We start from the raw sequence: 20,748 nt of genomic DNA on the forward strand, positions 1-20,748 counted from the left end.
GTGAACAGGTTCTAACCCCTACCGATCACGGTAGGTATCTGGTCAGCCAGCTTCAAACGCACGGGCGGTTTTGCGCAATGCATCATCGACGCTAACAGGCGGCGCCCAACCCAATAGCTCACGGGTTTTGCCAATATCCACCTGCAGGGAGCCGCAGAGCCGCTGTGCAATAGCGCGTTTACCCAACATTGCTGCGCCGGCTTGCAGCAGGCTGGCGGGAACCGGCAACAGCCGTGCCGGCCGGCCAAGCGCCTTGCCCATGCGCTGCAACAGTTGCGTCGTGGATAGATCCTCACCGTCGCTGACCAGGAACGTCTGGTTGGCCGCCGCGGGGTGATCGATACAGGTGGCAATCAGATCCACCAGGTTATCCACGGCCACCAGGCTGCGCTTGTTTCCCGTGGCGCCCAGCGGCAGCGGAATACCCTTGCGCAACCAGCTCATCATGCTGCGGAAATTGGCCTTCACACCGGGGCCGTAAACAAGCACCGGCCTGATGATCACCACTTCCATCCCGGTTTCTTGCGAGAGTGCCTGCAAGCCCTGCTCAGCCTCCAACTTGGAAATGCCATAAGGGTCGACGGGCATCGGGGTATCATCGGCGGTGTAGGGCTTACCAGATGCGGTTCCCTCACCATTGACCTTGATCGAGCTGATAAAAACGAAGCGCTTTACTCCAGCACTAACCGCCTGACGAGCCAGATTCAAAGTGCCAGCAACATTGACCGCGCGAAACTCGGCTAGAGGATCTTTGGCCTGATCGTCCATGACATGAACACGAGCGGCACTATGAATAACGGCCTCAACACCCTCCAAGGCCTGGCGCCAATCCGTATCCCCCCTCAGATCCGCAACCTGCACGACCGTGACCGACTCAGGAAACGCCGACTCCTGCCGCCGTACCGCGGCACGAAGTTGCAGACCACCCTGAGTTGACAGCCTTTTCAACAGCCCTCTTCCGACAAAGCCAGTAGCGCCGGTCAATAAAACTCGCATGCCTCCACCTCTTTTAGCGCTCAGACCTTCGACCAGACCGTACGATTAATATAGCCGGTATAGCTAAGCACCACCCTGACCACCTGTTTCGATACAGGACCAGCCTGATAATCCTTCACCAAAGGCATCACTCGACGAGCCCGGTCATGCTGACTGGTCACTACACGTACTGCATCCAGTACACGTTCCGATCTCAAGCCACTCATGATCAACGTGCCTTCGTCCATACCCTCAGGCCGTTCGTGGGCATTGCGAATGGTAATGGCTGGCAGATTGAGCAACGAAGCCTCTTCCGTAATAGTGCCGCTATCAGAAAGCACACAGAAGGCCGCCATCTGCAGCTTGATGTAATCCAGCAGACCAAAGGGTTTAACGAAGCGAATCAGCGGATGATCCAGCGACTCGCCTAATGCCTCCAAGCGCTTACGGGTACGGGGATGCGTGGAGACGATGATCGGGTACTGGTAGGTTTCAGCTAGCGCCCGCAGGGTTTCCAGTAGGTCACGAAGATTCTCGGGCGTATCGACGTTCTCTTCCCGATGGGTACTGACGATGAAGAATTTACCCTCCTCCAGCCCTTCGCGCTGCAGTACATTCGAAGCCTGGATACGCGACATGTAGTAATCCAGCACTTCCTCCATGTGCGAACCGGTCTTGATGATGGTTTCCGGGCGAATACCCTCGGCGATCAGGTAACGGCGCGCATGTTCGGTCAGCACCATATTGATATCGCTCAGATGGTCGAGAACCTTGCGGTTCAACTCCTCCGGCACACGCTGATCGAAACAACGATTACCCGCCTCCATATGGAAGACCGGGATCTTCCGGCGCTTGGCCGCTATCACCGCCAGACAGGTGTTGGTGTCGCCATACAGCAAGAGCGCATCGGGTTTTTCCAGTTCGAACACCTCATCGGCCTTGGCGATCACTTCGGCGATGGTCTTCGCCGCCGTATCTCCGGCAGCCCCGAGGAAATGATCCGGCTTGCGAATCTCCAGATCATCGAAAAAAACCTGGTTCAGTTCGAAGTCGTAGTTCTGCCCCGAATGCACCAACACATGCTGAACCTGCTTATCCAACTCCGCGATCACGCGGCTCATCTTGATCAGCTCCGGACGGGTGCCGACCAGTGTCATCACCTTAAGCATCGAGCTGCTCCTGAATGTAGTCCAGTTTGAGCAGTACATCCTTGATACCTTGAATGCTCAAACGCTCGGTATTGTGCGAGGTATAGTCGTCCAGTTCGGAAATATGTTGCTCGCCCTCGACGAAAAACTTCTTATAGTTGAGGTCGCGGTTATCCGCAGGAATTCGGTAATAACGGTCCATGTCTTCAGCCTTGGCCATTTCCTCGCGAGAAATCAGCGATTCATACAACTTCTCGCCATGCCGAGTGCCGATCACCTTTACCGAGTTGTCGCGGGAAAACAGCTCTTTGAGCGCCTGCGCAAGATCCGCAACCGTCGAGGCAGGGGCCTTCTGCACAAAGATGTCGCCCTGTTCGGCATGCTCGAAGGCATGCAGAACCAAATCCACGGAATCTTCAAGCGACATCAAGAAACGGGTCATGTTCGGATCGGTGACGGTCAGCGGCTCGCCACTCATGAGCTGGCTGATAAACAGAGGGATCACCGAGCCACGCGAAGCCATCACATTACCGTAGCGAGTCGCACAAATAACCGGACCGGATTCTGGAATCATCCGCGACTTTGCGACCATGAGTTTCTCCGCCATAGCTTTGGAGATTCCCATAGCATTGATCGGGTACACCGCCTTGTCCGTACTGAGGACCACCACGCGCTTGACGCCAGTGGCAATCGCCGCGTTTAGCACATTCTCCGTGCCAATGACATTGGTACGTACCGCTTCCATGGGGTAGAACTCGCAGGATGGCACCTGCTTAAGAGCCGCTGCATGGAAGATATAGTCAACACCGACCATCGCCTGAGAGATGCTGTCGTAATCGCGCACGTCACCAATATAAAATTTGACCTTGTCATTGGCGAGAGCAATTCGCATATCCTCTTGCTTCTTCTCATCCCGGCTGAACACCCGGATTTCCTTGACATTTGTATCGAGGAAGCGTTTTAGCACAGTATTACCGAAGGAGCCGGTACCGCCGGTAATCATCAGGACTTTGTTATCGAACATAAGCAGTTACCACACTCAAAAAATATAAGTAATCAACGCTGGTCGAGCATCATCTTGACCAAGTCAGGCCAGGCCGGGGTAGGTAACCCGCAGCCTGACGGAAGCGGGAAGAATCCAACGAGCGGTCGATGCATAACTGCTCGTCTGGAATGACCTGAATCTTGTGTCCGTAAACCTCGGCCACCAGTCTGAGCAGCGACAACTTGTCGATCGGCTCGACCGACACATGATAAAGACCGTGCAGCCCGGGATTCGGGATCACATAATCTTTCATCACCCGGGCCAGTTCGACAGTGGGCAGGCCCGAGAATATGGCTTTTGCATAGCCCTTGACCGGATCATTTTGTGAAAGAAACCAGTCCACCAACGAAAAGTTAGTACCCAGCTCATGGCCGATAATAGACGTACGCAGCGTAATCGCGTGCGGCACCTCATGCAGCTCGCCAATGAACTTCGACTTGCCATAGAGATCTTCCGCATCCGACAGGTCAGCCTCGGTATACATCCCCTTACGGCCAGAGAACACACAATCCGTGCTAACATGGATCAGCCGAGCGCCCGCCAAACCACAGAGCTTCGCTAACCGATGCGGCAACATCGCGTTAATTGGCAAGGCCGAAAGTGGATCGTTGGCGTCAGCCAGCTGCTTGATCAAACCCACACAGTTGATGACGATATCGGGACGGGTACGCGCCAGCACACTGAGCAACGCATCTTGATCAAGAACATCGACATTGCTAATCAGCTGAGAATGAAGTTGCTCAGAAAAATGACGTCGCCCTCCGGAACTGCGCAACGTGCCCCAGGTCTGGAACGCTTCATCATATGAAAACTGCTTGAAAACTGCACTTCCAAGCATGCCTGTAACGCCTAAGACTAAAGCCCTCACCTATCAACCTCTCTGTCTTGAGCGATCCTTCCTTCAAGGATCTCGATTAAACGCCGGCCTTGGCTATTCATATCAAAGTTCTCAGCAAAATAGCTTTGTCCAAAGCCGCCCAATTGGGTGCGCTCGACAGCAGGCATATGAAATAACTTCTCAATTGCACGGGCTAGTCCAACACCGTCCTCCGCTGCACAGCAAAATCCAGCTCCCGCCTCTTCGACGATTCGCGCACCCTCCCCGTCCAAGGCTGCAATAATGGGGCGCCCTGCAGCAAGGTAAGCCTGCAACTTGCTCGGTATAGTTAGGCTGAAAACCTCGCTTTTCCTCAATGTGACAAGCAGACCAGCTGCGCGGCTGAAAAACTGAGGCATTTCGTCGGAAGGGAAACGACCGACCAAGTGCATATTATCCAGATCTAATGCCGCTTTCTGCGCTTCAAGCCATGCGTACATGCTACCGGCCCCAACAATAATGAGCTTGCACTTAGGTAGATGCTTTAACCGTGTCGCGGCATCCACTAAGGTTTCAAGCGACTGGGCAGTGCCGAGATTACCTGCAAAAACCAGGCAAAAATTCTGCTCCATAAGAGCTAATAGTTCTGCGGGAACCTGTGTTTTTGCCGTTGTCTGAAATCCACTTTGCACATAACAGTTAGGGTAGTAGATAATTTTCTCTGCATTGGCATAACGCATCACCGAAGCCTTGAATGCACGTGACTGAATGAGCAGGGTATCACTACACCCGTAAAGCGCTCTTACAAGCACTCCAACACACCATAATGCAAAACGGTTTTTGACAAAGCCTGTCGCCCTAAGACTCTCCGGCCACAAATCCTGCACCCACACCGCCAGATGTGCCTTTGTCTTCCACTTCAACAGTATGGCCGGCAGCGCGGACAAAATCGGAGATGGCGCAAAAACGAAGATTACGTCATATGGCGTACCTTCTGTTTGTAGGGCCTTGGGGAAAAAACGAATGCCATTGATAACAAAAGACAGATAGTTAAGTACCAGTCCTATCGCACCTCGCCCACGGGGTCGTAATGGTGCACGAAAGACTGGTATTTGGTTGGCATACAACTCCCTATCACAGCCATGCGCCGTGTACCCCGCAAATATCTGCCCCTCCGGATAGTTAGGTTTACCGGTAAAGACCTGCACCTCATGCCCCTGAGCGACCAAAGTCTTAGCCAGATCATTAACGATGAACGTCTCTGGCCAAAAATACTGAGTAACCAACAGTATCTTCACGTATTCGCGACCTTGAAAAGTGCACGCCAAGTAAGCATCGCCGTGCGAGACCACTTGTAGTCCAGCGACCGTTCAGCCACGCTTTTAGAAAGCGCGTTTAGAAGCATAGGATCGGTCAGTGTACCCGATAGAACCTGCGATATTTGTTGTGGGTCATCCGGGGATACATACCTGACCGCATCCCCTCCGAACTCAGGCATCGGTGCGTAATCGGACGATACGATAGGCACACCGGCGCCCATCGCCTCTAAGAGAATATTGGGACAATTCTCACAAGCCGACATGAACGTAAACAAGCTGGCATGCTTATATAACGCAGGCAATGATGAGTAGGGGAATTCACCGAGTAAAAATACCGACTCATCCAGGCCCTGTGTCGCAACAAAATCATGCACTTCTGTAGCGGCCGGCCCTTTGCCACCACCCACAATCAATAATTTATACTCATCGCGGATTGAATCACTCAACAGAGTATAGGCTTTGACCAGTTGCAAGTGACGCTTGTAAAACTCGAACCGGGAAACATACAAAATATACTTGCCTGAAAAAGGAAGAGCAGGCCGTTCTGACACATCATTCACTACAAAAAAATCATTGGCAATACCATGTGCAATGGTGACCGCCTGCTTGACCGATATATACTGCTCGATAATACGCCGAGCATAATCTGAAATAAAAATGACCAAATCTGCTGACACCATGCTCGCGAGCATGCGCCGTTTCAAAAGGTAGTTTTTGAATTTAAGTTTAAGTGATTTTGCACCTGCCAATGCCTGCTTATCAAATGGGAGCATGTTCCTGAACATGGTTACCACTCGGCAACCTGCCGGAGGTCTAGTGTTCACAACACCGCCCGGACAGAACAATAAGTCCGCCTGCAGCTTTGAAAGCCAGACAGGCAGAATGAAACGCTCCCAGAACAATCTCAGCACCGGATTATAAACTGGAAAACGGGTTCGAATACGACGCACATTCTCTGTCTGAAACCGATCGAGATCGTCATAGCCAAAAATATATACCTGCGCCTGCTCTTCTGGAAGATTTTCCAGCAAATTATAAAGATATGTCTTCCCACCCCCAACCTTGGCAGAGAAAGCATTAATAACAATTACCATAAACGCACCCTTAGCCGAACAAACAAAAACGCACCAACAAGCGGAACAACAACAAATAGAGCAAATGAAAAAAAGACATTTGTAAATTCCGAATAGCTAAATCGCGCCGCCACCAAAACATAGTTGAACGCCAATATAAAAAGCCCACCCTTAAAGTAAAAATCAGCACTACCATCAAAACAATACACAACAACTCTTCTAAACAAACAAACAGCGCTAATCATTACAATTATAGTTAAAAGCCCCCCCCACAAAAAGCCTGGAACCAATCCAAAATTCATAACACCCTCTACAAAAGAGCCAGGCGCCAAATTGGACATGCCCCCCACTGATCACCAGTATAGATTTTTGTGAACACCAACCCGCCAGTATCAGGCTTTCCTGGATAAATAGCTCGAGGGATAAAATTCGTAAGGAGAGTGGCATATGTCGCCCCTAGCAAGGGGTCATTTATATTACTATCAGCCAATATCTCTAAGGGATTCGTACCATAGTAAAAATGGGAATAATTTAATTTCGCCAAGCTAAATTCTGAAAAATCACTGCCGCCGAAATCATTTCTAAAAGCGCCATAAAAAGCAATAAAAAACAAAAAAAGGCATGAACACCCAACAACAGTTACCATATTTATCCTTCTAAGCAAATAATGCCTCATGACCAATATTGTAACCAATGGCATCAACAAAGAAGAGCGAGAGCCGGAAGTAAAACAGACAAAAAGAAAAATACCGGTAGAAAGTAGAAAGATAAAAATCTTTAGCGCACCCTTTCGACTGTCAAGCATAAACACATAGCACAAATACACATAAAAAACTTGAACAGAAGAAAACACAACCAGAATCCAACCACGCCCCTCAAACTCAACCACTCTAAAGGCAAGGGTCATTATGTATGCGACAATACCACCCTCATCAATGACCATTTTTATTTTTAAAAAAAGGGCTGGCAACAGCAACAATAAAAGCACAGCATATTTGGCAACAGGAACATCCTGCTTACTAACATATGCGCCGCACTCAACCCCTGAGTCTATAAATGCAACTATCAATAAAGCGACCATCAAAAACAAATAGGCAAAAACCGTCAAATCGGAAACATCACCAACAAATACACCAAGATAGAAAAGAAATGTGAAAACAAAAAGAATCTTCCCGGGCGATAGTAAATCCTTGTTCAGGAAGAACATAATACATCCAATAAAAAAAACCACCATAAACAAAATAAATTCAACCACAAATACCACCTAGATACTCATCGGCTACATTATCTAAAGCATATGCGGAGAGAATTTTTTCGACTTGATTTAGAGAAACACCCTCTAAAATAGCCTTAGGGATAAACTCACCAACAGCGTCTACAGACGCTAGTTCTTTTATATGCAATACCCTTCCCTTCAAGCGCTCATCACATAACAACTCTGTTCGATCTTTTTCATAAAAATTGACTATTGGCAGTCCAGTAGCTACATACTCAACGACTTTACTTGGTGTCATTACACAATTTGAATTCTCTATATTTATCAGAATATCTGCCCCTCTAACCAACTCAACAGCCTGATCACGAGACACTAAACCATGATACCTCACACACCCCACATTCACCTTTGATGCAGGGACACCATTTAAAGCGCCATAGACGTTGACAATAATATTCAGGCGCTTACAAAGTTCATTAAAAAATTCCACCATAAAATATGGCTCTCTTATGCCTCGATGAAATGCACCTACATATACAAGATTAAAAGGCTGCTGCACAACAGCTCTCTCACCTTGAAAAAAAGCACTTACATTAACTGCGTGAGGTATAACAGTAGTTCTAGCGCATGATGCCGCACCCAAAAAATCCACATACTCCCCTAAGGTTTCCGCATTCGTAAATACAACCTTGTCAGCAGACTCAATGACCTTCTTCTCAAAGCAAAAATTTAAAAACTTATAGATTTTTAAATTATTGGGCGGCATTGAAATAGAAACAGAAAATGGGTCACCATAATCAGCAATCCAACGGCTATTAGCTTTATTAATTTTTTTATAAGCCAGCCCTCCTAAATGTGCAGAGAATGTTGGAGAATAACTAACTACCAGATCGTACTGGACATGCCTGTGCTTAAAGAGTGAGGCCAATAGAAACGGTAGCCAGTGCCACAGACCGTCAGGCCAGAAGAAGAAGCGATTCACCTTTTTAAGCAGGGAGATAGTAGCTGACCGTAAAGCGCTCGGCCTCCCAGACGATGTCACGTTCGAAGGGTGCATAGCGTTCTGCCGTCTCACAAAACCAATGCGCTCGATAGTCACACCATCTCTTGTCTCACAACGCGCATCATCGACACGCCCTGCGATCACCTTCACTTCATGACCATCTGCGGCCCATACCTTTGCAATCTGGCTCCAGCGATAGGCGTGGGCTCCGACAAAGGGTTCGAAATAGTAGTTAATGATCAATATTTTCATGAGCTATTCTTTTCATATAGAGAATCAACGCAGCCGCGGAGCAGAGATAGCCAAAAGCGCAAGCTAACGCCACTCCATAAAACTCATTGAAAACCAACATAATTGGCAATGCGATAACAATAGCTAGCAGTCCTAGGCAGATACTCTTCAACATACTCCTATACTGCCTTAGCGCTAGCAAATAGGTCGCGGCGGGGGCTGAAATCAAAGAGCACAATGAACATCCCGCAAATAATACAAAAGCCAACTGCCCCCCTGGATATTTCCCTGCACCAAGAAGCGGCATCACAAGCCATACAGCAGCAATGGCAAGAATTGAAGCCAGCAGCGCATATGGGATTTTCTTATAAAAAATACTAATTACACGCTTAATTTCTTTAGAATTTCCGCTCGCCATTCTAGGTAGCAATACAACATTTATGGCATAAACCACCATAGAAAATAAAGCTTGGTAACGCATCGCAACACCATAAGTTGCAACAATTTCAGCTGTCCCAAAAAAGCTAGCAAGCACAAGCGCAATATATGGCATGCAACCGGTTAAAATGGAATAGAGAACAAGATCCCCCCTCACAATCAAATAATTTAGCGAACTTATGATCCCGCCATGCGCTGGCTTATCGTCCAAGTCATTTCTAGAATTAGCGCAAGCCACGCAACTCACGTATAGCACAACAAGCCAAGCTGAAAATACCAGCGCCATCAGATAATAATCTGCCGTCTGCATGCCTAGAAAAACTAATGCAGCGGTGAGAACAGCCCAAATAATATTCTTCAAGACATCCAGAATAACAAATCTTTTAAAGTCCTCATTTTTCTGGGCGACTATTCTCAACATCTGAAAACAAATGAACGCGAAATATCCTGCCACGAATAGTAAACCAGCTTTGCTTTCTAGAATTGCAACGGTGTAGAAAAATAATATACTTCCGACTGGCAAAGCGATCAGCAGCCGACTTTGCCGTGCAATAGCTACGAAATTAGAGTGATCGGCAATATAGAGTCGCTCAATCAAACCGCAGGCAACCTGATACCCCACCATAATTGAGGTAAACACCACAGTAAAATAAGCATATTGATCAACAGCTAGAAAGCTGATCAGATACAACGACACCCCTATATTGACGGCCTTGGAAAATCCGTCTCCAAGAAACACCGTTATAATACGCTTCAGCATATTCAGTGAATCTTCTCAACATACCAGCTTATAGCTGATTCCAGACCTTGACGTATTGGCCATACTGGCTCGTACCCAATCAAACCCTTGGCCTTGCTTATATCCGCCAGAGAATGCCGGACATCGCCTTGACGGAAATCGCCGTGAGCCGCCTCAAGATGATAGCTAAAGCCGTTATGATTCACGCATTCTTTCAGGTGAGAAAAAAGGTCATTGAGTGTTGTTTGATCGCCTACGGCGACGTTATAAACCTGTCTTTTTGCTGAATTGTTAGCTGTTGCAGCCAATAAATTAGCCTGGACTGCATTCTCGACGAAGCAGAAATCGCGGCTAGTTTCACCATCACCATTTATTATTATTTTCTCGCCCTTAATCATTGCACTCACCCATTTCGGAATGACCGCCGCATAGGCCCCATTTGGATCTTGACGCTTACCAAAAACATTAAAATAACGCAGTCCAATCGTGTTAAAGCCATAAGACTTAGCAAATACATCGGCATAGAGTTCGTTTACATATTTGGTCACGGCATAAGGTGACAGTGGTTTACCAATTACATCTTCAACCTTGGGAAGACCGGGGTGATCACCGTAGGTAGAACTGCTTGCCGCATAAGTAAAGCTTTCTACCTGAGCATCCCGCGCCGCCACTAGCATATTCAAAAAACCATCGATGTTAGTACTATTTGTCGCGATAGGATCTTTGATGGAGCGCGGCACCGACCCCAGAGCAGCCTGGTGCAAAACATAGTCCACGCCTTGGCAGGCCTGATGACACTCTTCAAGATTTCGAATATCACCAACAATGAGCGTAAAGCGCCGCCACTGCTCTTGACTGACCAGCCGCTTGACTTCATCAAGATTATGCTGGTAACCCGTAGAAAAGTTATCTAAACCGACCACATTCTGATTGAGTTGGAGCAAGGTTTCTAATAAGTTAGAGCCAATAAAGCCAGCCACACCCGTGATTAACCATGTTTTAGGAGCGGTGGGTAGTGTTTCCAATAAGGATTCGTAAGGTGTCATAGATTTCCCTCAAAATAAGGCGCGTGTGTTTACCCTTCAAACTTATCGATGAATTGAAAGGCATTTCCTCAGCACGTTAATTATTGATCACAAACGGAGATCAGACTCTTCAGCGCTCAGTAGGTATTTAAGATCATAAAGCACATGCTTCGCCTTACCAAACGCCCGAATATTAGCAGCACCTAAAATTTTAAATTGACTATGCGCCACGGCAAGAATGACGCCATCATAAGAGCCAACGCCTGGTTCCAATACCGGGGTAATACAGTACTCATGCTGCGCTTCTTCGACGCTCACCCAAGGATCATAGATATCGACTTGTATATTGTACTCCGCTAATTCACGAGCGATATCAACTACCTTAGTGTTGCGCAGGTCCGGGCAGTTCTCCTTGAAGGTCAGGCCCATAATCAATACTCGAGCGCCATCGACATGGATCCGGCGCTTGAGCATGGCCTTGATCAGTTGTGATACCACATAAGCCCCCATGCAATCATTCAAGCGGCGACCGGCAAGAATGATCTCTGGGTGATAGCCGATGGATTGCGCTTTGTGCGTGAGATAATACGGATCGACACCAATACAATGCCCACCGACCAAGCCCGGACGAAAAGGCAGGAAATTCCATTTGGTACCAGCGGCCTGCAAAACGGCTTCGGTGTCGATTCCCATCTTATTGAAGATGATGGCTAGTTCATTGATCAATGCGATGTTTAGGTCGCGCTGGGTGTTCTCTATGACTTTAGCAGCTTCAGCTACCTTAATGCTGCTGGTCTTGTGTGTACCAGCGATGACAATTTGCTTATAGAGCGAATCCACCAAATTGGCAACTTCAGGAGTAGAGCCGGAAGTAACTTTCTTGATAGTAGTGACACGATGCTCCTTGTCTCCCGGATTTATACGTTCAGGGCTGTAACCGGCAAAGAAATCTACATTGAACTTTAAGCCAGAAGCTCTCTCTAGAACCGGTACGCAGTCCTCTTCTGTTGCACCTGGATATACTGTTGACTCATAAATAACGATATCGCCACACTTCAAAACTTTCCCGATAGTTTCCGAAGCCTTCACTAGCGGCATCAGATCAGGTTGCCGATGTTCATCAATAGGCGTTGGCACAGTAACGATAAAAACATTGCATTCAGCCAAATCAGAAATATCCGTTTTAAAACTTAGCTGCCCTGCACTGGCGAGGTCTTCGTCACTTACTTCCAGAGTCATATCATGCCCTGTTTCAAGGGCGCGAATGCGCGAAGCATTGATATCGAACCCCACTACAGAGCGCACCTTGCCGAACTCTACAGCGAGCGGAAGTCCAACATAGCCAAGACCGATTATCGCCAGCTTTACATCTTCAAGTTTTAGCATTGTCTTTCCTAATCCTTCCACTAAATCAAGGCATTGGAGCAAAATCCCAGAACCGTTTTTTCTGCAACCGTTCCGACAAAGCTGTCGCACCACCAAAGCCTCTAATGCGTTATTGTGCTACCTTCGTGCAAAAAATGCCCCATCAGCTATGACTCCGCAACGACTTGATGGGGAGCCATGATATTTAAATCCAATTTTAGCTATTTACTTTGGTCATTCAGTTTCGTAGTCAGTTGCTGAGTCGCCTCTAGCTCGCCATACACAATCCAAAATTCATACGACAATTACTCGCTTGGAAAGCCTTAGCATAAATCATCTATACTACTGAATTTTCCACCGTTTTGACGCCATCGCAACAAGAGCGAAAAATATACCTATTACCCAACCCGCTAAAATACCCAGGATGACTATCAAAATCTTTTTAGGCTTGATCGCAGCCCTCGGGTAGACAGCCTGCTGATCGACATTCACTAACTGCAGATTCGACAAATCAAGGTTCAACGCCTTCAACGCCGTTGCTTCCTTGTTCCACTTGGCATAATCACCAATAAATAAATCTTCCTCTTCGCGCTCTTTGAGCAGCTGAATCTCACGGTTTTGTTCGAGCAGCCGCAGCTTGGTCTGGATTTCCGCGATGCGTGGCTCAGTGAAGTCATCCGAGCGGCGTTTTTGCAAGGCGCTACGCTCAGCTTCCAATGCTTCGCTACCCATGAAATACAGCGGAATCTGCTGATTATTAACTTCGGTACGAATTACATTGCCGGAGGTTGGCGCCTGAGCCGTTTCACCCAACGCAGAAGGTGTGCTTGGTTTTTCGATACCCAGCGATTTGGCAATCAGAATGGCTTCATTCAGCTGAGCGATACGGTCATCTCGGCGAGTTCGTAGCTGTTTGCGGAGTGCGGCGAGCTCGTCATTCAGCTGCGCCTTCTTGAGGTCATCAGCCTCGCCCAGCTCGGCGATTTTCGCCTGCTTGCCGGCCTGGTAGGCTGCACGCTCAGCGGCCATGGCTTGTTCGAGTTTGGTGAGGCGGTTTTGGATGATAACTTCAACATCCTTGGCAATAGCGATACGCTCCTGCTCGATTACATACTCGATCAAGCCATTAACTATATCTGCACCTTTAACGCCCCAAGGGTAGGTATAGGCCAGGCCCACATATGGAAAGCCGCCGTCACTTTTCTTCGGGTCTGGCCGGAGAATAGCGAAGCTTTCATTTATCTGGTTCAAGCCCTGCTCCAAGGTCTGATCGTCGCTGATGGCGTCCGGCCCGAAAAGATCCTGATGCTTGCGGTAAAAAGCCAAGCGGTACTCATAGGAGCTGATACCGGAGCCGACACGCTGCAAGGCTTCATCTGGGGTCAGCGTATAAACCCCCGAAGCATTCAACTCATCCAGCACGTTCATGGCAATGGGCCGCACCACGCTTTGGGTCTTGTAATACTTGGTTGCCAACAATGCATAGGCGACGGCGATCACGGTTACAACCGCCGTCACCCCAACGATCAGCCGCTTGCGTGCCCAAAGCGCGCGTATGAGCTCGCCCAGATCGATTTCATCGTTCTGTTGGCGAATATTGGGAGCTTGCGACATGGGCTCGATCATCCTGTTTCAAAGCGGTGGAAAGGAAATACTACGCACGCTCACAGCGGTAAAGGCCACATGTATGCGATAACGGAGGTGAGGGTTGAAAACGTATATGCCCCTTGCAGGGGGGTGACGCTCACGCAAGGCGATGCTGCAGCATAACCACCCAGGCATGTGAGCGAAGAATGGCGGCCGACAGCCGGCGGGTGCATGGAGAAGGAGACGCGCGCGTGCTAGCTCAAGCAAGTGAGCGTAGTACGGTGGGGCTGGCTTTTTTGGGAAATCAAGCATCGTTTCGCGGGATCAGGCAAACCATTGCCTTCACTACAGTCCTCTTGAGCCTGAGCGCGAGCAAAGGCTGTGATCTTCACCATCGTTCGACACCCGTTAGCACGAATGATCAGGCATTCGTCGCCGAGAAGTAGCTCCTGATGGCGTTAGCAGCGGATGCCAAGCAGGTCTGTCGGGCCCGGCATTCTATCCATTTTTCACTGAAAGTTTGCTATCTCTGTGACGAAAATCTCATACAAGCTGTACGTTGGTAGCACCTATGCCGCACCGCCCACCCCCAAAGCTGGTATATCGAGCAGGCAGCTCAGCCATAGATTCAGTGAGGCAGTAGTCGCGCCTGCCCCGTGCTTGTCAGCAGGCACCGCCCAGAGTGTTCAGGCCATTTTTTGAGCTCTGTCTTCGCCAGCTCTGCGGGGCAAAGCAGTAACATGCTGCCGAAACCGAACAGCTTGAATGCCTTGATCCGGGCAGCGCCTTGCTGCTTGGGCTGGAGCGACCAGACGTTGGTATCAAGTTCGCCAATTACGTTCTTGTCGGTAAGCAGGTAATCCTGCACGTGGCTGTCGCGCACGCCCATGACATTGGCTGCGGCATAAGTGACGATGCCCAGCGTGGCGGGCGACAGCACAATGTAGAACAGCAACGCGCCAATAAAGCCGGCCAGGCACAGCCGCCAGCGACGCACCAGTGCGCCACGCGTCTTGTAGAAAGCCCATACAGGCACCAGCGCAATGATCATCGAAAACACCGCGATCAGCATCAGCCGCCCTACACCCTCGGGGGTGTCTTCTCCTCGATAGGCCATCAGAACCATTTGTGTGGGAAACACACCGCTCACCACGGTGCCCAGCAACGCCAAAAACAGGAAGAAGAGCAAAGTCCATGGAGAGGCTGCCTTGCCTTTTTTCGGCCTCTTAGCACAATAATTAACCGGAACACGCAGCTTGCGATTGAATAAATAAACAACCACTGTTGCCAGAGCGGTGACCAAGCACACCAGAAGAAATATGACTTTAACCCCCCATTCAGGAGCCCAGAGGATCAAGCTGCCGAAACAGGCATACCCAGCCGAGACGATGAAGAAAAGTGTGCTGACCGCTTGACGCTGTAAGCACGGGCGGCGATTGAGCATGGAAACGGCAAGACCGAATAGCACAGCTGAAGTTGCCATGATCAAAATAAAGGCGATGCTCATAAGCCCGACGAAAACCAGCCACACGAGAAGCAAGGCTTGATCCCCTGCAGCGGCCTGGAAGAGATCGGTTCGGCCAATGGCATGGGTGTAACAAAACAAGCTCGCGCCCCCCACAATTAGGCCAAGCAAACTGAGCAACCAGGCAATTGCACCCCAGTGGGCCAGCACGCGCTCTAGAAGCGGCTTGGAAAGAAAATCGCTTGTTTGCGCGGACTTTACATCTGTCATTGGCTCTCCTGTTTAGTTAATAAGCATCTTCAAATAGATCGCCCAGCGTAGTGTTTCTTGCCTATGCGTTACCTATCGCTTGCTATGAGCTGCGCCGGTGATAGTGGCGGCCAAGCCAGCTTTGGCATATTGACGTAACAGCGCTTCCCGCAATGAGCCTTTGGCGCCCTCCTCCCCATGCACCAACCGAATCTCCCCCGGCCACTGCTCCATCCCAGTCACGAACCCAACCAACCCTGCCTGATCAGCATGGGCCGAGTACCCGCCAATGCTGTGCACGGCTGCGCGGATCTCGTAGCGCTGGCCATCGAACTCTACGTAGCCGTTGCGCGGCCCGAAGCGCTGGATGGCATGGCCGGGCGTGCCTCTGGCCTGATAGCCGACGAACAGCACGTCGTGCCGAGGGTCGCCGAGCATGGCCTTGAGGTAATTGACGATGCGGCCGCTGGAACACATGCCGTTGCCGGCGATAACGATGGCGGGACGGGCGCTGCTGACCAGGTGATTGAGAATCTTCTGGTGGGCAGCGTGGCTGTCGACGGTGATCAGTTGCTCGAACGCCAGCGGCCTTCTGCCGGCCTGCACGCGGGCCTGGGCTTCTTCGTTCCAGTGGTCTTTGAGTTCGCGGTAGGCCTGGGTGAAGCGGCTGGCCAAGGGTGAGTCGAGGATGATGGGCAGGCGGGGCCAGTCGGGTTCGGCAGGGGCATTTGGTGCGGATTCGAGATTTTCGCGGGCGTGGCCCGCTCCTACAGAGGCTTTTGGAGCGGCTGGGGTGTCCAGCTTTTTGCTGTGGATGATGTCTTCCAACTCGTAGAGCAGCTCCTGGGTGCGGCCGACACTGAAGGCGGGGATCAGCACGGTGCCGTTTTTGGCCAGGGCATGTTCGATAACCTGCTCCAGGCGCTGGCGGCGGGTGCTGCGGTCTTCGTGCAGGCGGTCGCCGTAGGTGCTTTCCAGCACCAGGATGTCGGCGCGGCGTGGTGGTACGCAGGGCTTGAGAATCGGCGTGCCGGGGGCACCGAGGTCGCCGGAGAACACGATACGCGTGCTGGCTTCGCCTGGGCGGTACTGCACATCGATTTCCACATAGGCGGAGCCCAGCATATGGGCCGCGCGCTGCAGCCGCACCTTGGCCTGCAGGCCCTCATCACTCTGCAGGGTGAACCAGTGATCGTAAGGCAGCGCGATGATTCGCTCCTCCACCTGCCTGAGGTAGCGCTCTACCTGCTTCTGGTCACGGCTGAAGGTGAGCTTGAAGGCGTCCTCCAGCACGATGGGCAGTAGCTTGGCCGAGGGCTCACTGCAGAGGATCGGCCCCTTGAAGCCGGCGGCCAGCAGATAGGGAATGCGCCCCACATGGTCGGCGTGTACGTGGGTAACGATCAGGGCGCGGATACCGTCGGGGGAAATTCGATAAGTTGGTGGTCGGCCCGCGCACCGAGCGGCGAGGCATCGGCGCCCTGGAAAAGCCCGCAGTCGATCAGCACGCTGCTGTGCTGCGTCATATGCAACTGATGGCAGGAGCCGGTCACACCGTCCTGGGCGCCATGATGGGTGATGCGGGGGTACTCCATCGGTTAATCCCTTAACGTCTGGCAGATGAATTCTCGAGCGGGCAATGATGCGATAGGCAGCGACTGGATGAAAGTGCTGCGACATATCCTGTATTGCAGCTTGTATGGCTCGCGGCTGATGGCCGGATGCTAAAACCCCGCCCCAGCGATCAGCGCTGCGGGCAACCCAGTGTTACGGGGACTATCAGCTATGGGAAGGACATCAATCGGTGACGTCGCCCGTTGCAGGCAAATCTAAGGGTGCAGAAATCACAGAGGGGGCACATGGCAGCACGCTTGCGGGTGGTGGATTCTGCCAAGATGCAGAGCTTATTCGTCCTCGTCGTTCACCCGGTCACGCAACTCCTTGCCCGGTTTGAAGTGCGGAACGAACTTGCCATCCAGGCGCACCGACTGCCCTGTCTTGGGGTTACGACCGACACGCGGGGCGCGGTAATGAAGGGAGAAACTGCCGAAGCCACGGATCTCGATGCGATCGCCGGTCGCCAGCGCCTGGGACATCTGTTCCAGCATGGTCTTGATGGCCAGCTCGACATCTTTGTTTGAAAGCTGCCCTTGGTGGGTGACGATTCTTTCGATCAACTCCGACTTGGTCATACTTTTCCCTTCGTTTTCAAGCGGCTATGTCACTCGATGGGAAGGTTGTAGCACGCTGATCAGCTTTTGAACAGCCTAAAAAATCACCAGCTCTGAAAATGTGTATGGCGTCTTGAATCCATTGCCACTGATTCCGGCAGGTGAAGGTAAGTCGTTGACTGTGCAGCATTGTTGGCAAACGCGCTGATTGACGCTCGGTACCGGCAGGCGCGAGGCACGAAAGGTGATCAAATCCCCGCGGGCGCCGTCCAAGCAAGTCCATGCAACCGATGGTCAGAGGCCGCCAGCGCCTCAGGAGAAAACCGTGCTAATCCCCGCCAGTCTGCTCGAGGCAGATACCCTCACCCGCCTGATCGAGGACTTCGTCACCCGCGACGGCACCGACAATGGCGACGAAACACCGCTGGAAACCCGGGTGACACGGGTGCGCCGGGCGCTCGACAAGGGCGAAGCGGTAATCGTGTTCGACCCGGAAAGCCAGCAGTGCCAGCTGGCGCTCAAGCGTGACGTGCCGAAGGAGTGGCTAGAGGAGGATGACGGCTAGTAGCCATGGCTTGTCATTGATTGCGCGTCATTTATACCTACTGTAGGGCCTACTCGCCGAAGGCAGTACGCCGTGAGAGGCTGGCAGCATGCTTCTGTAGGAAAGTCGCTGCCTCCAAAAGGCGGACTGTTCGCTTCGCGCCTGAGTCCGCCCTACGCAGCTACGCGCGGCCGGCGTCCCGGTCCGTGCTACGCAGCTACGCACGGCCGGCGTTTCGGTCCGCCCTACGCAGCTGGTGGGGTACTCGCGGCGAATGGTTTGGTCAACGCGTTATCCACGCAATCCCCCTTCCCGCTCCCAGGCACAACGCACACGCAGCGCGCCGTCTTGGGGGCTGTGCAGGCCGTTCTCCGACTCCGCTTCCCAGCGGAAGGTGTGGGTACCGTTCAGTTCGGTCTCCAGGTGCACCACGGCACTGGCCCAGTAGAGGCGCTTGAGCAGCGCTTCGAACTCGGCGACCCACAGCTTCCATTCGTATTCGATGGTCTGGTAACTGGCGCCGAAGTGAATCACCTGGGTCTGGTACAGGCCGCTTCCCGGTTGCTGGCAGCACGAAAACATCTCGCGCCCCAGAAACGGCCAGGCGTCGCCGCACGGCAATGCGTCGAGCACCTGCTTGTTGAGCAGGCGCCGCAGGCGGCTCTCCGCCGGGCTGTCCGACGGCCAGTCACGAATGTTGCCGTAGACGATGGATTCCGATTCCACGGGGGCACTCCGCTAAAAACTGGCAGCCTTCTATCACAGCCCGCGATGCAGGGGAATGCTGCGCTCAGAACGGTCAGTCAGGACAGTGATGGGGATCATTCAATCGGCTGTGCGATGCTCCCGGGCTTCGCTGCGCGCTACCCGGGCTACGACGGATCAGGTCGTGGTGCGGCGCGGGCCCTTGCGCATCGACCAGGCCAGCAGCACCATCACCACGGCCATGCCCGTCAGTACCAGGAACGGCACCTGGTAGGTGCCCGACATATCGCGCGCCAGGCCACTGAGCACCGGGCTCAGGCACGCCACGCTGTAGCCTGAGCCGAGCATCATCGCCGTCCAGCGACTGACCGCCAGCGGCGAGCCGGCTTCATAGATGGGCAGCAGCAGCGACAAGGCAAAGGAGCCGCTCATGCCGAAGCCCAGGGTCAACGCCCAGAACTCCGGGGTGAAGGTGGGCACGAAGGTGATCATGCTCAGGCTGACCAGGGTCAGGCTGCCGCAGGCGACCATCAACAGGTAGTGGTTGAAACGCTGCACCAGCAACGGCAACAGGAAGGAGCTCGGCAAGCCCATCAGCATGGCCAGGCTGAACAGCGTGTTGCTGTGCATCGCCGACAGCCCCGCCTCCTGGTAGCGCGCCACCGTCCAGGTCGCCACGGCGTAGAACAGGCCGGCCTGCAGGGCGAAGTAGCCACTGATCAACCAGGCCCGGCCCTCGCGCCAGGGCAGCCCGGCGGACGCGTCTTCCTGGCTCAGGGGCTCGGCGTGCTGCTTGGGCAGAAGGCACCAGATGACCACCGCCAGCAGCGCCGGCACTGCCCAGATGGCCAAGCCATAGCTCCAGTCGTCGCCGAACAGCTGGGTGACCGGCATGGTCAGCACCACGCCGATGGCACCACCCACGGCCATGCTCAGCGAATACCAGGCCAGCACCTGGCCCATGCGACCAGCGAAATGGCGCTTGATGAAGCCCGACAGCAAGGGCCCGGCAATGGCGATGGCGGCCCCCAGCAGCACCGCGCTGCCGACCAGTATCGCGCTGGCGTGGCCCACCAGACGCAGCGTCAGCGCCAGGGCGATGGCGCCCAGGCACAGGGTAATGGTGCGTTCCAGGCCAAGGCGCACCGCCAGCCGGGGCGCGAGGGGCGCCAGCAGGCCCATGCACAACACCGGCAGCGCGGTAGTAAGGCTGATAAAGCCACGACTCAGGGACAGTTCCTGAGCGATGCGTTCGATAAGCGGCGCCAGCGAGGTAATGCCGGGTCGCAGGTTCACCGCTGCGGCCACCAGGGCCAGCAGCAGTAAAGCGCGGGAGACGGGTTTCACAGGAGTTCCTGATCAGGTGGCCAGGTTTAGCCGAGGCGGCAACCCTACTCGTGCGCTGCGATTAGGGCAAGCGCGACCGCGGGCTGCCCCTATGCACTGGCCTGAGAACTTGCTCGCGATCATTCGCCGTAATTGCACCCGTAATGACCACAACGTGGCGCAAGCGGCCGTAAGGCGCTCCCACATGGATCAGGCGTAGGGTGGACGACGCTTGTCCCGTCCACCGCCCTGCGATCGCATGGTGGACAAAAAGAGCGTTGTCCACCCTACATAGGGAACGGCCGCT

At 52.4% G+C, this 20,748-nt stretch carries 18 protein-coding genes and 1 pseudogene; 1 reads left to right on the top strand and 18 read right to left on the bottom strand.

Going from position 1 to position 20,748, the window contains the following annotated elements; translation table 11 throughout:
* Positions 1–42: 42 nt before the first annotated feature.
* From SA190iCDA_RS15680 to ihfB, 16 genes and pseudogenes are all read right to left on the bottom strand, one after another.
* Complete coding sequence (locus tag SA190iCDA_RS15680; RefSeq protein ID WP_070886308.1) at positions 43–996, bottom strand: UDP-glucose 4-epimerase family protein; 954 nt, start codon at positions 994–996, stop codon at positions 43–45.
* A gap of 20 nt (positions 997–1,016) precedes the next feature.
* Positions 1,017–2,144: a non-hydrolyzing UDP-N-acetylglucosamine 2-epimerase gene (gene wecB, locus SA190iCDA_RS15685; RefSeq protein WP_070886309.1), complete on the bottom strand. Its 1,128-nt coding sequence runs from the start codon at positions 2,142–2,144 to the stop codon at positions 1,017–1,019.
* Positions 2,137–3,147: a polysaccharide biosynthesis protein gene (locus SA190iCDA_RS15690; RefSeq protein ID WP_070886310.1), complete on the bottom strand. Its 1,011-nt coding sequence runs from the start codon at positions 3,145–3,147 to the stop codon at positions 2,137–2,139. Before SA190iCDA_RS15690 ends, wecB begins: the two co-directional genes overlap by 8 nt.
* Before the next feature lie 49 nt (positions 3,148–3,196).
* Entirely contained in the window at positions 3,197–4,006 is an 810-nt protein-coding gene (locus SA190iCDA_RS15695; RefSeq protein ID WP_419203802.1) for a dTDP-4-dehydrorhamnose reductase family protein, read from the bottom strand.
* Between the two features lie 26 nt (positions 4,007–4,032).
* On the bottom strand, positions 4,033–5,283 hold the full coding sequence (locus SA190iCDA_RS15700; protein WP_070886312.1) for a glycosyltransferase family 4 protein: 1,251 nt from the start codon (positions 5,281–5,283) through the stop codon (positions 4,033–4,035).
* A complete protein-coding gene (locus SA190iCDA_RS15705; protein WP_070886313.1) occupies positions 5,280–6,398 on the bottom strand; it encodes a glycosyltransferase family 4 protein in 1,119 nt (372 codons plus the stop codon). The genes SA190iCDA_RS15700 and SA190iCDA_RS15705 overlap by 4 nt, the downstream gene beginning before the upstream one ends.
* The gene (locus tag SA190iCDA_RS15710) at positions 6,392–6,679 is read right to left on the bottom strand and encodes a hypothetical protein (RefSeq protein ID WP_236100870.1); all 288 of its coding nucleotides are present in this window, start codon (positions 6,677–6,679) and stop codon (positions 6,392–6,394) included. Before SA190iCDA_RS15710 ends, SA190iCDA_RS15705 begins: the two co-directional genes overlap by 7 nt.
* 8 nt (positions 6,680–6,687) lie before the next feature.
* Positions 6,688–7,584 carry an oligosaccharide repeat unit polymerase gene (locus SA190iCDA_RS15715; RefSeq protein ID WP_236100871.1) on the bottom strand — a complete coding sequence of 299 codons (897 nt, stop codon included), beginning with the start codon at positions 7,582–7,584 and terminating at the stop codon, positions 6,688–6,690.
* Positions 7,585–7,624: 40 nt separating this feature from the next.
* Positions 7,625–8,848, bottom strand: a complete 1,224-nt coding sequence (locus SA190iCDA_RS15720) for a glycosyltransferase (protein ID WP_083329811.1) — start codon at positions 8,846–8,848, stop codon at positions 7,625–7,627.
* Positions 8,829–10,025 carry a lipopolysaccharide biosynthesis protein gene (locus SA190iCDA_RS15725; protein WP_070886314.1) on the bottom strand — a complete coding sequence of 399 codons (1,197 nt, stop codon included), beginning with the start codon at positions 10,023–10,025 and terminating at the stop codon, positions 8,829–8,831. Before SA190iCDA_RS15725 ends, SA190iCDA_RS15720 begins: the two co-directional genes overlap by 20 nt.
* A 2-nt stretch (positions 10,026–10,027) precedes the next feature.
* On the bottom strand, positions 10,028–11,050 hold the full coding sequence (locus SA190iCDA_RS15730) for an NAD-dependent epimerase/dehydratase family protein (RefSeq protein WP_083329812.1): 1,023 nt from the start codon (positions 11,048–11,050) through the stop codon (positions 10,028–10,030).
* Between the two features lie 87 nt (positions 11,051–11,137).
* Positions 11,138–12,415, bottom strand: a complete 1,278-nt coding sequence (gene tviB / locus SA190iCDA_RS15735; protein ID WP_070886315.1) for a Vi polysaccharide biosynthesis UDP-N-acetylglucosamine C-6 dehydrogenase TviB — start codon at positions 12,413–12,415, stop codon at positions 11,138–11,140.
* A 321-nt stretch (positions 12,416–12,736) separates the two neighbouring features.
* Entirely contained in the window at positions 12,737–14,008 is a 1,272-nt protein-coding gene (locus SA190iCDA_RS15740) for a Wzz/FepE/Etk N-terminal domain-containing protein (RefSeq protein WP_139159504.1), read from the bottom strand.
* A gap of 601 nt (positions 14,009–14,609) precedes the next feature.
* Positions 14,610–15,716 (bottom strand): hypothetical protein, encoded by a 1,107-nt coding sequence (locus SA190iCDA_RS15745; protein ID WP_070886317.1) that lies wholly within the window; start codon positions 15,714–15,716, stop codon positions 14,610–14,612.
* A gap of 72 nt (positions 15,717–15,788) precedes the next feature.
* Positions 15,789–17,290 (bottom strand): annotated as a pseudogene (locus SA190iCDA_RS15750) (MBL fold metallo-hydrolase RNA specificity domain-containing protein).
* Between the two features lie 309 nt (positions 17,291–17,599).
* Entirely contained in the window at positions 17,600–17,887 is a 288-nt protein-coding gene (gene ihfB / locus SA190iCDA_RS15755) for an integration host factor subunit beta (protein WP_070886319.1), read from the bottom strand.
* A gap of 304 nt (positions 17,888–18,191) precedes the next feature.
* On the opposite strand from ihfB, the gene SA190iCDA_RS15760 reads away from it, so the two are divergent.
* Positions 18,192–18,431 (top strand): YheU family protein, encoded by a 240-nt coding sequence (locus tag SA190iCDA_RS15760; RefSeq protein ID WP_070886320.1) that lies wholly within the window; start codon positions 18,192–18,194, stop codon positions 18,429–18,431.
* A 270-nt stretch (positions 18,432–18,701) separates the two neighbouring features.
* Here the strand turns inward: SA190iCDA_RS15760 and SA190iCDA_RS15765 are convergent, their stop codons facing one another.
* The gene (locus SA190iCDA_RS15765) at positions 18,702–19,136 is read right to left on the bottom strand and encodes a hypothetical protein (RefSeq protein WP_070886321.1); all 435 of its coding nucleotides are present in this window, start codon (positions 19,134–19,136) and stop codon (positions 18,702–18,704) included.
* Positions 19,137–19,292: 156 nt separating this feature from the next.
* Positions 19,293–20,462: a CynX/NimT family MFS transporter gene (locus SA190iCDA_RS15770; RefSeq protein ID WP_070886322.1), complete on the bottom strand. Its 1,170-nt coding sequence runs from the start codon at positions 20,460–20,462 to the stop codon at positions 19,293–19,295.
* Positions 20,463–20,748: the final 286 nt, after the last annotated feature.

Source organism: Pseudomonas argentinensis (assembly GCF_001839655.2).
GTDB lineage: Bacteria > Pseudomonadota > Gammaproteobacteria > Pseudomonadales > Pseudomonadaceae > Aquipseudomonas > Aquipseudomonas argentinensis_B.